Annotated in this window: 14 protein-coding genes and 2 tRNA genes; 6 read left to right on the plus strand and 10 right to left on the minus strand. The window is 65.9% G+C overall.

Going from position 1 to position 13,763, the window contains the following annotated elements:
- Positions 1 to 154: 154 nt before the first annotated feature.
- Together dksA and gltX are read left to right on the plus strand one after the other, a co-directional pair.
- A complete protein-coding gene (gene dksA, locus HF680_RS01875; RefSeq protein ID WP_017504616.1) occupies positions 155 to 589 on the plus strand; it encodes an RNA polymerase-binding protein DksA in 435 nt (144 codons plus the stop codon).
- A gap of 76 nt (positions 590 to 665) precedes the next feature.
- Positions 666 to 2,000, plus strand: coding sequence for a glutamate--tRNA ligase (gene gltX / locus HF680_RS01880; protein WP_185223922.1), 1,335 nt, complete (start codon positions 666 to 668; stop codon positions 1,998 to 2,000).
- A gap of 15 nt (positions 2,001 to 2,015) precedes the next feature.
- Here gltX and HF680_RS01885 read toward each other — a convergent pair whose 3' ends face one another.
- Together HF680_RS01885 and HF680_RS01890 are read right to left on the minus strand one after the other, a co-directional pair.
- A complete protein-coding gene (locus tag HF680_RS01885; RefSeq protein WP_017504618.1) occupies positions 2,016 to 2,309 on the minus strand; it encodes a CC_3452 family protein in 294 nt (97 codons plus the stop codon).
- Positions 2,310 to 2,414: 105 nt separating this feature from the next.
- Positions 2,415 to 3,020: an LOG family protein gene (locus HF680_RS01890; protein WP_039246470.1), complete on the minus strand. Its 606-nt coding sequence runs from the start codon at positions 3,018 to 3,020 to the stop codon at positions 2,415 to 2,417.
- 111 nt (positions 3,021 to 3,131) lie between these two features.
- Here HF680_RS01890 and HF680_RS01895 point away from each other — a divergent pair, with 111 nt between their 5' ends.
- Positions 3,132 to 3,854, plus strand: coding sequence for a hypothetical protein (locus HF680_RS01895; RefSeq protein WP_205195884.1), 723 nt, complete (start codon positions 3,132 to 3,134; stop codon positions 3,852 to 3,854).
- Positions 3,855 to 3,973: 119 nt separating this feature from the next.
- On the opposite strand, the gene mnhG is transcribed toward HF680_RS01895, so the two are convergent.
- The 7 genes from mnhG to HF680_RS01930 form a co-directional block, all read right to left on the minus strand.
- Complete coding sequence (gene mnhG / locus HF680_RS01900) at positions 3,974 to 4,315, minus strand: monovalent cation/H(+) antiporter subunit G (RefSeq protein WP_045810223.1); 342 nt, start codon at positions 4,313 to 4,315, stop codon at positions 3,974 to 3,976.
- Entirely contained in the window at positions 4,312 to 4,593 is a 282-nt protein-coding gene (locus HF680_RS01905; protein ID WP_045810222.1) for a K+/H+ antiporter subunit F, read from the minus strand. The genes mnhG and HF680_RS01905 overlap by 4 nt, the downstream gene beginning before the upstream one ends.
- The gene (locus HF680_RS01910; protein ID WP_045810221.1) at positions 4,590 to 5,078 is read right to left on the minus strand and encodes a Na+/H+ antiporter subunit E; all 489 of its coding nucleotides are present in this window, start codon (positions 5,076 to 5,078) and stop codon (positions 4,590 to 4,592) included. The genes HF680_RS01905 and HF680_RS01910 overlap by 4 nt, the downstream gene beginning before the upstream one ends.
- Positions 5,075 to 6,670, minus strand: coding sequence for a monovalent cation/H+ antiporter subunit D (locus HF680_RS01915; protein WP_045810220.1), 1,596 nt, complete (start codon positions 6,668 to 6,670; stop codon positions 5,075 to 5,077). The genes HF680_RS01910 and HF680_RS01915 overlap by 4 nt, the downstream gene beginning before the upstream one ends.
- Positions 6,667 to 7,011, minus strand: a complete 345-nt coding sequence (locus HF680_RS01920) for a Na+/H+ antiporter subunit C (RefSeq protein WP_197070993.1) — start codon at positions 7,009 to 7,011, stop codon at positions 6,667 to 6,669. The genes HF680_RS01915 and HF680_RS01920 overlap by 4 nt, the downstream gene beginning before the upstream one ends.
- Positions 7,008 to 9,926 carry a monovalent cation/H+ antiporter subunit A gene (locus tag HF680_RS01925; protein WP_185223923.1) on the minus strand — a complete coding sequence of 973 codons (2,919 nt, stop codon included), beginning with the start codon at positions 9,924 to 9,926 and terminating at the stop codon, positions 7,008 to 7,010. Before HF680_RS01925 ends, HF680_RS01920 begins: the two co-directional genes overlap by 4 nt.
- Positions 9,927 to 10,145: 219 nt before the next feature.
- Positions 10,146 to 10,220: transfer RNA gene (locus HF680_RS01930), tRNA-Asn, on the minus strand.
- A 65-nt stretch (positions 10,221 to 10,285) separates the two neighbouring features.
- On the opposite strand from HF680_RS01930, the gene HF680_RS01935 reads away from it, so the two are divergent.
- A complete protein-coding gene (locus HF680_RS01935; protein WP_185224301.1) occupies positions 10,286 to 11,098 on the plus strand; it encodes a TrmH family RNA methyltransferase in 813 nt (270 codons plus the stop codon).
- A gap of 48 nt (positions 11,099 to 11,146) precedes the next feature.
- Here the strand turns inward: HF680_RS01935 and HF680_RS01940 are convergent.
- Positions 11,147 to 11,220, minus strand: a tRNA-Cys gene (locus tag HF680_RS01940).
- Positions 11,221 to 11,354: 134 nt separating this feature from the next.
- Between HF680_RS01940 and HF680_RS01945 the strand changes: the two genes are divergently transcribed.
- Both HF680_RS01945 and HF680_RS01950 read left to right on the plus strand, forming a co-directional pair.
- The gene (locus tag HF680_RS01945) at positions 11,355 to 11,984 is read left to right on the plus strand and encodes a protein-L-isoaspartate O-methyltransferase family protein (RefSeq protein ID WP_045810093.1); all 630 of its coding nucleotides are present in this window, start codon (positions 11,355 to 11,357) and stop codon (positions 11,982 to 11,984) included.
- A 140-nt stretch (positions 11,985 to 12,124) separates the two neighbouring features.
- The gene (locus HF680_RS01950) at positions 12,125 to 13,660 is read left to right on the plus strand and encodes a TolC family outer membrane protein (protein WP_045810092.1); all 1,536 of its coding nucleotides are present in this window, start codon (positions 12,125 to 12,127) and stop codon (positions 13,658 to 13,660) included.
- Positions 13,661 to 13,763 lie beyond the last annotated feature (103 nt).

Here is a 13,763-nt window from a genome sequence, read left to right on the forward strand (position 1 = left end):
CGGCTAAGCTTCGGCAGTGAGTGACTTTTGCCACTGTCAGACGGTTAGTCGCCCTATTTTCATCACGGAATCGAGAACCGCGTTGCCGCGACTCGACGGGCTGACTATACGGCCATCTACGCCACAGGGGGGCGTGTTAGAGAGCGTGAGATCGATGAGCGCCTTGGCGTCCGTTGTGTCCGACGAAACCGGCCCGTATCGGCCGTCTGACAGCGAGCCGTTCATGAACGAACGGCAGCAAGCCTATTTCAAGAAGAAGCTGCTGGCCTGGAAGGATGAGATCCTTCGCGAGTCCAAGGGCACCGTCGTCAATCTGAAGGCCGAGACCGAGAACCACCCCGATCTGGTGGACCGGGCGTCTTCGGAATCCGATCGCGCGCTGGAGTTGCGCACCCGCGACCGCCAACGCAAGTTGATCTCCAAGATCGACGACGCGCTGCGCCGGATCGAGGACGGCTCCTACGGCTACTGCGAAGACACGGGCGAACCCATCAGCCTGGGTCGTCTGGAAGCCCGTCCGACGGCGACCCTGTCGGTCGAAGCCCAGGAACGCCACGAACGCCGCGAACGCGTTCACCGCGACGACTGAGGTTTAAGCCTTCCGCGCCTTGACTTCGCCGGGTTGCGGGGCGACCTAGCCGCCTCGCTTTCGAGGTCGTCTATCCATGTCCGTCAAGGTTCGTTTCGCCCCGTCGCCCACGGGTAAGCTGCACGTCGGCAATGTCCGTACCGCCTTGGTGAACTGGATGTTCGCCAAGGGGCAGGGTGGATCGTTCGTCCTGCGCATCGACGATACCGACCTGGCGCGCTCCACGCCCGAGTTCGAACAGGGAATCGAAGACGACCTGACCTGGCTGGGGATGCCGTGGGACGAGCGTTACAACCAGTCCAAACGGTTTGATCGCTACGAAGAAGCGGCCGCCAGGCTGAAGGCGTCGGGGCGGCTTTATCCCGCCTATGAGACCGCCGACGAGCTCGACCGTCGGCGCAAGGTGCAACTGTCGCGCGGCCTTCCGCCGATCTATGACCGCGCGGCGCTGGAACTGACCGAAGAGCAGAAGGCCGCATACGAAGCCGAAGGGCGCCGTCCCCATTGGCGCTTCAAGCTGGATGGCAAGCGCGTCGCCTGGGAAGACCTGGCGCGCGGTCATGCGGAGGTGGACACCGCCTCGATGTCGGACCCGGTGCTGATCCGCGAGGACGGCCTGTTCCTCTACACCCTGCCGTCGGTCGTCGATGACATCGACATGGCCATCACCCACATCATCCGGGGCGAGGATCACGTCACCAACACTGGCGCGCAGATCGAGATCTTCGAAGCGCTGGGCGCGACGGTTCCGGGGTTCGCCCACATGCCGTTGCTGGTGGGCGCCGACGGCGCGGCCCTGTCCAAACGCCTGGGATCGCTGTCGATCAGCGACATGCGCGACCAAGGCTATGAGCCGATCGCCATCACCAGCCACCTCGGCCGGATCGGGACCTCCGATCCGCTGGAAGTCGGCGCCTCGGTCGAGGCTCTGGGTCAGAGCTTCGCCTTCTCCAAGATGGGCCGTTCGCCGGCGCGTTACGATACGGCGGATCTGGACCGGCTGAACGCCCAGGCGCTGCACGTCATGGATTATGCGACGGCGCAGCCGCGTCTTCAGGCTCTCGGCGCCGATCTGGGCGAAGCCTTCTGGAATACGGTGCGGGGCAATCTGACAAAGTTCGCCGACGTCGCGGACATGGCGCAGATCGTCCGCGGTCCGATCCAACCCGTTATCGAAGATACGGTCTTCATCGAAACGGCGCTGCGTTTGCTGCCGGAAGTGATCGACGAGAACGCCTGGTCGGCGTGGACCTCGGCCGTCAAGGCCGAAACGGGCGCGAAGGGCAAGGCGCTGTTCATGCCGCTGCGTCTGGCGCTGACGGGCCAGCAGCACGGGCCGGACATGGCGGCCATGGCGCCGCTGATCGGTCGTGAAACCATCCAGCGGCGGCTAAGAGGCGAGGCGGCCTAAGCCGCCTCACGCATTTTAGGCGTTGCAGACAGCCAGTTCGTCAGCGCTCAGGGCGACGCCCTTGTACGAGAAGGCGGTCACGGGACCGAACTTCTGAACCACGCGGCGGCAGGCGCGCGTCGCGGGCTGTTCCGTGCCGCCTGCAGCGGTGCAGGTCGCGCCTTCGCAGGACCAACGTGCGCCGTCGATAATGGTGGCGCGTGCGGGCGCCTTGGCGGCGTCGGCCAGCGTCAGGCTGGTGGCGGCGGGGGCTTGGGCGACCGCAGGGGCGGCGGCGAACAGGGCGGCGGCGATCAGCAGAGCGCGCATTGAAAACTCTCCGAAATGAAGAACGGCGTCATGCCGCTGCGCTCCCATGTCAGTTTTCGATAAAAACTGTCAAGACGCGCGCAGCGGATTATGAGCGATGATCACTTATCGATGATCATGTTTCAATTGCGGCGCATCGCCGCCGGCCTGAACCTGCGCCATCGCCTCTTCGACGGTTTCGGCGACGGTCCAGGCGTCCAAAAACGACGGCGGCGTCATTCCTTCTGCGACGCTGTGCTTCATCAGATCGAAGAAGCCGTTCCAGAAGCCGTTCAGGTTCAGGAAGACGACCGGCTTGTGGTGCAGGTCCAGCCGCTTCCAGGACAGCAGCTCCACGACCTCTTCCAGGGTGCCGATGCCGCCGGGCGCGACCACGAAGGCGTCGGATTGGTCGTACATCAGCTGTTTGCGCTCGTGCATCGAGGTGACGACGACGGTTTCGACCTCGTCGAACAGGCGTTCGCGGCTGCGCAGGAAGGCCGGCATGATGCCGACGACCCGGCCGCCCGCCTCATGCGCGCCACGCGCGGAGGCTCCCATCAGACCCACGCCTCCGCCGCCATAGACCAGCCGCCAGCCGGCCTCAGCCGCCGCCTTGCCGAAGGCGTAGGCCGCCTCGGTATAGGAGGGATCGGCGGTCTCGGAGGCGCCGCAGAACAGGCAGACGGAAGAGCCGTCGAACGGCAGGAACGAAACGGGGGGCAGGGACATGGAGCCTCGAAGAAAACGAATAGGCGGCCTGGCCATGGCCAAACCGACGGCGCTCAAGCTAACACAGGCTCGAGCCGCTGGGTCGCCAGTCCTATATCGTAGAGGCGCAGGATGAAACGTCGGATGATGGTCGCGTGTGTCGCGGTCCTGGCTGCCGCAGCCTGTTCCGATCAGCAGGGCGGCGTGGCGGGGCCGACGGGGGCCGACGAGGCCTCGCCCTGGGTTCGCCCGCCCCAAATCGATGGCGTGTCGCGCGACGGCGGCGTCCTGGTGCTGCGCGGCGGGGCGGGGCCCAATGCGCGTGTCGTGCTGCGTGCGTCGGATACTGCGGCCGTGGCGACGACGGCGGACGGCGCGGGGCGTTTCGAACTGCGGCTGCCGCCTCTGAGCGGCGATGTGCGCTTCACGCCCGAGGTGCAGGTGGGCGAGGACGCCGCCGTCTCGCCCGAGACCCTGGTGGTGATCCAGGGCGGGGCCGGTCCCGTCGCCCTGATTGCCGCTGGCCAGCCGACGGTTCGCCTCGATGGCGGCGAAGGGCTGGATGCGGTGGATTCGGACGGCGCGACTTTGATGGCGTCGGGTCGAACAAATGGGGCGGCTCCCTCGGTCAATATCAACGGCGCAGATATGTCGCCGACAGCGATCGGGCGCGGCCGCTGGCGGGCCGTCATCGGACAGTCGGGTGCGGCGACGATCACGGTGAATGGCAAGCGCTTCGACTATCCGGGCGTGGGCGCGGCTGGCAGCTTCATCGTCGAGCGGGCGGGGGCAGGCTGGCGGATCACTTGGCCTGTCGATCCAGCGGGGCGTCAGACGACATGGCTGCCGGACTGAAGGGCGCTTAACGATCTGGAAACCATTTCGGTTAAGGAATGGGGTCGTCCTCAGGGACACCATCACCGAACCTGCTTGCAGCCCGGCGCCCCCGCCGGGCTTCTTTTTTCGCCGGCCGATCAGCCCTTTCTCGGCGTGTCTTCGGCGCCCTCGGTGCGATCGCGGAACAGGGCGGCGCGGGCCAGCAGGATCAGGGTGACCGGCGTTGTGACCGTCAGGAAAAGGCCGATCAGGATTTCGCGGGGCATGAAACGCCGCTCGACGGTCGTGAACCAAACGATCGACGCCAGCAGGACCAGCGCCATGCCGAGCGTGGCCCCGAGCGTCGGAGCATGGACGCGCTCATAGAAGGTCTTCAGCCGAACCAGCCCAACCGCGCCCAGCAGCGAGAGGGTCGATCCGATGACCACCAGGGCGACGACGAGGATGGCGGCCCATGCGGGAACGTCAGCCTCGGTCATTCGATCACCTCGCCGCGCATCAGGAATTTTGCCAAAGCCACGGTTGCGGCGAAGCCCAACATGCCGATCACCAGGGCGGCCTCGAAATAAAGCTGGCTGTTGGTGCGGATGCCGAACACCACCACCAGCAGCATGCCGTTCAGATAGAGGGTGTCCATGCCCAGGACGCGATCCTGGGCGCGCGGACCGTGAATGATCCGCCATGCCGCCAGGCCCATGGCGCAGATCAGCATCAGCTGGGCCAGACCCAGGCCCCAGGTCAGCACCGCCGCCGTCATTCGAAAATCTCCATCAGCCGACGTTCGTAGCGATCCTTGATCAGCCGCACCCAGGTTTCTTCATCCACCAGATCCAGCACGTGCAGCAGCAGACGGCCGGTCGCGGCTTCGTACTCGACCCACAGGGTGCCGGGCGTCGAGGTGATGATGATGGCCAGTACCGCCAGACCATATCGATCGCGCAGGTCCAGCGGGATGTGGATGAAGCCGGATGTGCGCTCATGCCGTCGCCGCCCCAGAATGATGTGCGACACTGCCCAGTTGGAGCGCACGATGTCGCCCACGACGTCGATGGCGAGGCGCATTATCGCCGTCGGCGACTTCACTCGCACCCGATCCACGCCCAACGCCAGCATGATGATCGGCGCCAGCAGGGCCAGCAGCACCGCGAGCGCCAGGGACGGCGGCGCGACCGAGGCGCTGAGCAGGATTGAGGCGACGAACAGGCCGAGTGAAAGGATGGGGTAGGGAAGGACGCGTCTCATCGACCGCCTCCGCCCAATACCGCATGAATGTAGCCTTGCGGTTCAGCCAGCCAGGCCGCCGTGTGGTCGGTGTAGATCAGGGCGGAGCCAGCGAAGATGGCCAAGAACACGCACGCGCCAAGCAGGGCTGCGACCGCCGTCAACTCAGCCGCCCCCACCACGAAAGCCGGCGCGTCTTCGTCGCGCGTCCAAATCGCGCCGACGCCAAGGCGGGTCAGCCCGATTAAGGCGCCGAGGCTGGACACGGAAAGCACAGCGACCAGCGTCCAGGCCGCCGCATCGCCAACGCCCACCAGGGCGCTGATCATCGACAGTTTTCCAACGAAGCCGGCCAAGGGCGGCAGGCCGGCGACCATCAGGGTGCAGATCAGAAAGGCGCCGCCCAAGGCCGCGACGGCCGCCGGGATGACCAGGCCCGGCTCGTTACGCTCTTCGTCGTCGAACGGATCACGATATTCGTCATCGAAAACAGCGCGCGCCTCGCCGACATCAGCTTCACGCCCGCGCTGGAGGATCTCGGCCAGCAGAAACAGGGCTGCGCAGGCCAGGGTGGAGCCGATCAGGTAAAAGAGCGCGCCGCTGAGGGTCGCCGCGTCGCCGACGCCCAGGCTGGCCAGAACGGTGCCGGAAGAAATCATCACGCCGAACCCGGCGGCGCGCGACAGATCGCGAGAGGCGATCAGGCCGAATGTGCCGAACCCTATGGTCGCCAGTCCGCCGACGAACAGCCAGGTCAGGCCAAATCCGGAGGAGGCGCCAGCGTCCGCGCCGAACAGCAGCAGACTGAGGCGGATGACGACATAGACCCCGACCTTGGACAGGATGGCGAAGACCGCCGCCGCCGGCGCGGTGGCCGCCGAATAGGTCGGCGTCAGCCAGAAGCCCAAGGGCCACATGGCGCACTTTATCAGGAAGGCCGTGCCCAGCACCGCCGCTCCGATATGGAACAGTCCCAGGTCATCCGCTGAGACCGTCGCAACCCGCGTCGCAACATCCGCCATGTTCAGCGTACCGGTCACCCCGTAGACCAGGCTGACGCCGATCAGGAACAGCAGGGATGCGGTCAGATTGACGGCGATATAGATCACGCCCGCCCGCACCCGCGCCTCGCCCGACCCATGCAGCGCCAGTCCGTATGAGGCGGCCAGCATGATTTCGAAAAAGACGAACAGGTTGAACAGGTCGCCGGTCAGCAGGGCGCCGTTCACGCCCATGATCAGAAGCAGGAACAGAGCGTGGAAGCGCGGTCCCGCTCTGTCCCATCGCGCCAGGGCGAAGATCAGGGCGCATCCACCCAGAACGCTGGTCAGCGCGACCATCATCGTCGACAGACGGTCGGCCACCAGGACAATGCCGTAGGGCGCAGCCCACGATCCCAGGCGATAGACGCGCGCAGTATCGCCGCCGCCCACGGCGCCGTTTGCGCTCTCGTGCAGCAGAACCAGGGCCATGACCAGAATGGCGGCCATTGCGCTCAAGCTGAGCACCGCCTTCAGCGTTCGACGACGCTCGTCCAGCAACAGCATGGCGGAGGCGATAACCATCGGCAGGACGATGGGGCCGATGATCAGATGGGCGTCCCAGTTGATCATGCATCCGGCTCCTTGCCATCGACATGATCGCTGCCGGTAATGCCACGTGCCGCCAAGATGACGACCAGGAACAGCGCCGTCAGGGCGAAGCTGATGACGATCGCGGTGAGGACCAGCGCCTGCGGCGTCGGGTCGGTGTAGCGCGCGGGATCGGCGACCTCGCCCGCCAGCACCGGCGGCGCGCCCGATCTCAGCCGTCCCATGGCGAAGATGAAGATGTTGACCGCATAGGACAGCAGCGACAGCCCCATGATCACCTGGAAGGTGCGCGGGCGCAGCAGCAACCAGACGCCGGAGGCCGACAGCACGCCGATGGCGAGGGCGAGAACCAGCTCCATCATGACGGCTCTCCTTCTTCGGCGTCTCTTTGCTTGGGCTTGCGCAGCGACTGGTGCGCCAGGGCGACCAGGGTCAGGACCGTGGCGCCCACGACCAGAACAACGACGCCCAAATCGAACAGCACGGCGCTGGCCAGCGGCACGCGGCCCAGGATCGGCAGGTCGGCATACTGGAACCAGGAGGTCAGGAAGGGATAGCCGAAGAGCCATGAGCCGATCCCGCTGAGGGCGGCGATCACCAAGCCGGCCCCGATCCAGACGATGGGCCGGATCGCCAGCCGCTCTTCGACCCACCGCGCGCCCGAGGCCATATACTGAAGGATGAAGGCGATCGACAGGGCCACGCCCGCCGCGAAACCGCCGCCCGGCAGGTCATGCCCGCGCAGGAACAGGTGAACGGCGAGCAGGATGATGAAGGGGAAAATCCAGCGCATCACCACGCGGGGGATCAGCATGGTCTCCTTCAGCGTATCGCCCTCCGATCGCGTCTCATGATCGCGGTCGGAAGCGTCCTGCACGCTCTGCTGACTGGGATTGGACAGGGTGTCGTCGGCGGGGCGGAAGCGGCGCAGCAGGGCGAAGATCGTCAGGCCGACAATGCCCAGAACCGTGATCTCGCCGAAGGTGTCGAATGCGCGGAAGTCGACCAGGATAACGTTGACGATGTTGCGCCCGCCTGCGTCCTTATAGGCGTGCTCGACGAAGAAGCGCGAAATCCCCTCGATCGATGGGCGCGTCATGATGGCGTAGGAAATGGCCGCCAAGGATGCGCCAGCGGCGGCGGCGATGATCAGGTCGATACGGCGACGGCGGCGAGACCGCTTCTCCATGGCCTGTGGCAGGCGAATGGTCTCCAGCCGTTTGGGCAGCCAGCGCAGGCCCAGCAGCAGCAGGACGGTGGTCACGACCTCGACCAGCAACTGAGTCACGGCCAGATCCGGCGCCGACAGCCAGACGAAGGACAGGCAGCTCGCCAGACCAGCGCCGCCCATCAGAACCACGGCCGCCAGCCGGTGATATTTCGCCTGCCATGCCGCTGCGACGGCACAACTGGCGCCGACCAGCCAAAGACCTGCGAAGGCCCAGTTGGACAGGGTGAATGTCGGCATGATCGGGCGGATCACAAATCCCGCGCCGATCGCCGCCAGCCCGCCCGCCAGCAGGGCGACCAGGACGATGGCCCGCAGCTGTGGCTGTTGTCGTGTCGCCCCGAACAGGCGAACCATCGCCTCCGATCCCTTGAACAGGCCGGTCATGGTTCGCTCGAACAACCAGCCGCCGTTCAGGCGCTTCCAGCCCCACGGTCCGCCGCGCGGGTTGGCGTTGATGCGTTTGCCGAAGACGACATAGAGACCCACGCCGCCCGCCAGCGCGACGAGGCTGAGCACCAGCGGCAGGTTGAACCCGTGCCACAGGGCCAGACTGTAGTAGGGCAGGTCAAAGCCCAGCACCGAAACGGCGGCGCTCTTCAGGAACGGCCCCACCGTCACAGCCGGGAAGATGCCGACGACCAGGCACAGGGCGACCAGCACCTCGACGGGGCGACGCATCCAGGCGGGCGGCTCGTGCGGGATGCGATCCAGCTCGGTCGGAGCCGGGCCGAAGAAGGTCGCGTGGATAAAACGCAGGGAATACAGAACGCTGAAGGCGCTGGCCAAGGTGGCCAAGGCGGGCAGCAGCATGTTCAGGCCGTGCGTATGGGCGCTGGCCACCGCCTCGGCCAGGAACATTTCCTTGGATAGGAAACCGTTCAGCAGCGGCACGCCCGCCATTGCGGCTGCGGCCACCATGGCCAGGGTCGCCGTAAAGGGCATGAAGCGGAACAGACCGCTGAGTTTGCGCATGTCCCGCGTGCCGGCCTCATGGTCGATGATGCCGGCGGCCATAAAGAGCGACGCCTTGAAGGTGGCGTGGTTCACCGTGTGGAAAATGGCCGCGATACAGGCCAGCGGACTGCCCAATCCCAACAGCAGCACGATCAGGCCCAGATGGCTGATCGTCGAATAGGCCAGCAGGCCTTTGAGATCATGCTGGAAGATGGCGCACCACGCGCCGAGCAGCAGCGTCGCCAGGCCCATGCCGCCGACGATCAGATACCAGCTCTCGGACCCCGCCAGGACGGGCCAGAAGCGGATCAGCAGGAATATGCCCGCCTTCACCATTGTGGCGGAGTGTAGATAGGCGCTGACCGGGGTCGGGGCGGCCATGGCGCGGGGCAGCCAGAAGTGGAACGGAAACTGCGCGCTCTTGGTCATCGCGCCGAGCAGCAGCAGGATCAGCGCCGGCAGATAAAGCGGGCTGGTCTGGGTCGCCTCTCGTGACGCCAGGACGACGTCGAGGTCGTAGCTGCCGACGATTCGCCCGATCAAGATCATGCCGACCAGCAGCGCGATGCCGCCCGTGGCCGTCACCGTCAGCGCCATGCGCGACCCTTCGCGCGCGGCGGGGTTCTGGTGCCAGTAGCCGATCAACAGGAAGGAAAAGAGGCTAGTTAGCTCCCAGAAGACCACCAGCTGAATCAGATTGCCCGACAGCACCACGCCCTGCATCGCGCCCATGAAGGCCAGCAGGAAGGAGAAGAACCGCGGCACCGGATCCTTCGGCGACATGTAATAGCGGGCATACAGCACCACCAAGGCGCCGATCCCCAAGATCAGGGCGCTGAACAGCCACGACAGTCCATCCAGTCGCAGCACCAGATTGACGCCCAGCGACGGCAGCCACGGGATTTCGTAGCGCAGCGTCTCACCGTCCTGGAACATCGGCCATAGCGCGGCCAGACATCCAAGGCTGACCAAGGACACGACCCACGACAGAATGGCGGCCGAGGTGCGTGCGTGACGCGGCAAGCCGGACGCGACGATGGCGCCAAGAAACGGCAAGACCAGGATGACGACAAGAAGGAAGCTGATGGACATCGAGGCGGGGCGTCTCTCCTGGATCGCGAGTGATCACTTTGCCAACGCTCAAGGTTGGCCAAGGTTCGCTTTGATCTACGGACAGGAGCCGGGTGCGTCAAAGCGACACCAGAGCGCGGAACGCCGGCGCCCAATGGCCCGATCGCCGTACGAAACAGATCAGATTGTGAGGAAAGTTTTCGACCTAACGCCTTGTCTGGCCTCAGTCTTTACCCCGAGTGGCTCCGCAGGTAGGATTCGAACCTACGACCAGCCGATTAACAGTCGGCTGCTCTACCACTGAGCTACTGCGGAACATCTGCTCGGGAGGCGGGCGTATAGCAGCGGCCGTTCCGATCTTGCAATGGGAAAACGAGCCAATCGAAACGATATTTATCGACGACCCTGACGACCCGCGTGTTGCGGCCTATCGCGATATCCGCGAACGCGATCTAACGGGGCGTCAGGGGTTGTTCATCGCGGAAGGGGAGGTGGTGGTGCGTGGACTGGCGTCGACGGCGTCGCGCTGCCGGCCCCTGTCGCTGCTGCTGGCGGAAAAGCGCTTTGCGGCTTTGTGCGATGTCATTACGTCTCTGCCGCCAGCGACGCCCGTCTATGTCGCAGGCCAGGCCGTGCTGGACCGGATTGCGGGTTTCGAACTGCACCGGGGAATTCTGGCCTTGGGCAAAAAGCCCGAGCCGCTGTCGTTGGACGATGTGCTGGCGGATATCGGGCCGCAGGACGTGTTCGTCGTGGCCAGCGGGATCGGCAACCACGACAATGTCGGCGGCCTGTTCAGGAACGCCGCCGCGTTTGGCGCCAGGGCGGTGCTGCTTGATCCGACCTGCTGCGACCCCTTCTACCGCAAGGCGATTCGCGTTTCGGTCGGCGCGGTGCTGCGCACGCCGTTCGTCGTCGCCGGCGCGACGGACAGTATCGAAGCCCTGCAGCGGGCTGGAGTCGAGGTCTTGGCGCTGACGCCTTCGGCGACCGAGCGGCTTTCGGACTACGGGCGTGTCGGAACGGTCGCTCTGATGCTGGGGTCGGAAGGGCCGGGGCTGCCCAGGGATTTGATCGATCGGTGCCGGCCGATCGGCATCGCTATGGCGGGCGGGTTCGATTCGCTGAATGTCGCGGCGACGAGTGCTGTTGCCCTTCATCATCTGACGACGACGGCGCTTGCTGGTAGCTGAAAACGCGAAGGCCGCCCCGAGGGGCGGCCTTCGTCCGTATCGTCGCGATGGAGGCCTGACCGGGAATCGAACCCGGGTGCAAGGATTTGCAGTCCTCTGCGTCACCACTCCGCCATCAGGCCGCTTTTTGTCCCCGATTTCTCGGGGGCGGTCATCGCGAGGGGCGTTCGCTATCAGATCGGATTGTCCGCTGCAACGCACGGACCTATAAGCGCGCGAGATTTCCTCCCGGATTATCGTTGAAGGCTGCCTACAGATGGATTTCACCGCAGAGCGCAAGGCCATGGTCGACTCGCAGGTGCGGGTGAACGACGTGACCGATCGCGCGATTCACCTGGCCATGATGGCTGTGCCCCGTGAAAACTACTGCGCGCCCGACCGCGCCTTCGCCGCCTATTCCGAGGAAGCGGTGATGATCGCGGGCGAGCGCCGCCTGATGCCGGCGCGCGACGTCGCCAAGCTGCTGCAAGCGGCCGATGCGCGCGAGGGCGAGAAGGCCCTGGCCATCGCCGCGCCCTACGCCGCCGCCCTGCTGGCCCGTATGGGCGTCAGCGTCACGGCTCAGGAATCGGACGACGCCGTGTTCGCCGTGGTCGGCGAGGCCTTATCGGACGCGGGCGTGGCGACCGTCGTCGCGCCGCTGGCTCAGCCGACCGGCGAAGGATGGGATCTGATCATTTCCGAAGGCGGCGTCGAGAGCCTGCCCGAATCGTGGGGCGCGGCCCTGCGTCCTGGCGGCCGGATCGTCGTGGTCGAACGTCGCGGCGCCATCGGCAAGGCTGCCCTGTATGTTCAGACGCGCGAAGGCTTGTCGCGCCGCGAACTGTTCGATTCGTCGCCTGCGGTCCTTGCCGAGCTGAAGCCGGCCCCCACTTTCGCGCTGTAAGATCAAAGAGACGCGCGGTTGCGACGGAGATCCCGTTCGCAACCGTGAAGAAAACTTAACTGGCGTGTGGTTCGGTCAGGCCGCAGTTACGCTTGAGAAAACATTCGGGCGTTCTTCGGAGCGTCACGCAAGGACGGACAATGTTGAAACGCTCGCGTGTGCTGGCTTCGGCCGCTGTGGTCGCCGTGATGACCGGTCTGGGCGCACCGGCCTGGGCCGAGACGCTGCAGGACGCCATCGCCCTGGCCTATCGGACCAATCCCAACCTGCTGGCCCAGCGCGCCAACCAGCGTGCGCTGGACGAGACGGTGGTCCAGGCGCGGTCGGGCCTGCGCCCGACCATCGGCGCCTCTGCCGGCGTGGACTACACCCGCAGCGACTTCCCCGCCATGACCCAGTTCGTCGATACGAACGGCGACGGCATACCCGACACCCAGGTCACGACCTCGTCGTCTGAAACCGAAGGCGCCAATGTCGGCGTCAGCGTCAGCCAGAACGTCTGGACCGCCGGCCGCACCTCGCGCGCCATCGACCAGGCCCGCGCCAGCGTCCTGGCCGGCCGTGAGAACCTGCGTGAGATCGAGCAGTCGGTCATGCTGTCGGTGATCCAGGCCTATGTGAACGTCACCCGTGACATGGAAATCCTGCGTATCCGCCAGGAGAACCTGACGGTGCTGCAACGCCAACTGGAGGAAACAAGCGCCCGTTTCGAGGTCGGTGAGATCACCCGCACCGACGTGGCTCAGGCCGAAGCTTCGCAGGCGCAATCCGAAGCCGATTTGGCGAACGCCCAGGCCCAGTTGTCCACGTCGCGCGCCGCCTATGCCGCCGTCGTCGGCCAATCGCCGACCGATCTGGAAGCCGCGCCGATTTTGCCGGAGGTTCCCAGCGACTTCGACGTCGCCATCGAGACGGCGTTGCAGCGCAATCCCGCTGTCCTGGCCGCGACCTATCAGTTGCAGAGCGCCGAGGCGGCCGTCGCCGCCGCCCGTTCGGAATATCTGCCGTCGGTGCGCGCCACCGCCTCTTATGGCGGATCGTCCAATGATCTCGGCGACTTAGGGCAGCTGGCTGACCGTCGCAGCTTCACGGCCGGCGCCACCCTGTCCGTGCCGCTGTTCACCGGCGGTCTGAACCGCTCGCGCGTCGCCCAGGCTCTGGAGCGCGCCAACGCGGCCCAGATCGGCATCGAGGGCGAGCGCCGCACGGTGCTTCAGAACGTCAGCTCGGCCTACGCCCAGGTGCTGTCGACCCGCGCTACGGTCGCGGCCGGCACGGAAGCCGTTCGCGCCGCATCGGTCGCGGCCGAAGGCGTGCGCCAGGAAGCCCAAGTCGGCCTGCGCACCACGCTGGACGTGCTGAACCAGGAGCTGGCTCTGCGCAACGCCCAAACGGCGGTCGCCAGCGCCCGCGCCGCGGAGTACGTCGCCCGCGCCTCGCTGCTGGCCGCCATGGGGCAGCTGGAAGGCCCGGCGCTGAACCCGACGATCGAGGCCTATGATCCCGCGACGAACTACGACCAGGTCAAGGGACGCGGCGGCCTGCCGTGGGACGGCGTGATCGAGACGCTAGACCGCGTGGCCTCGCCGCCGATCGTGACCACGCCGGACACCGCCGACGCGCCGATCGACGCTCAGCTCAAGGGCGAGGTCGTCCGCACGGCGCCGCAGAACTGACCGCGTCGAATACGGACGGAAACCGCCCGTTGATTCCGACGGGCGAAGATGCGACGACAAGGCACAGGTTTCGAGCGATCCATCGCTCGGCGCCCACCCCTTC

This window comes from Brevundimonas huaxiensis (genome assembly GCF_014218725.1).
GTDB lineage: Bacteria > Pseudomonadota > Alphaproteobacteria > Caulobacterales > Caulobacteraceae > Brevundimonas > Brevundimonas huaxiensis.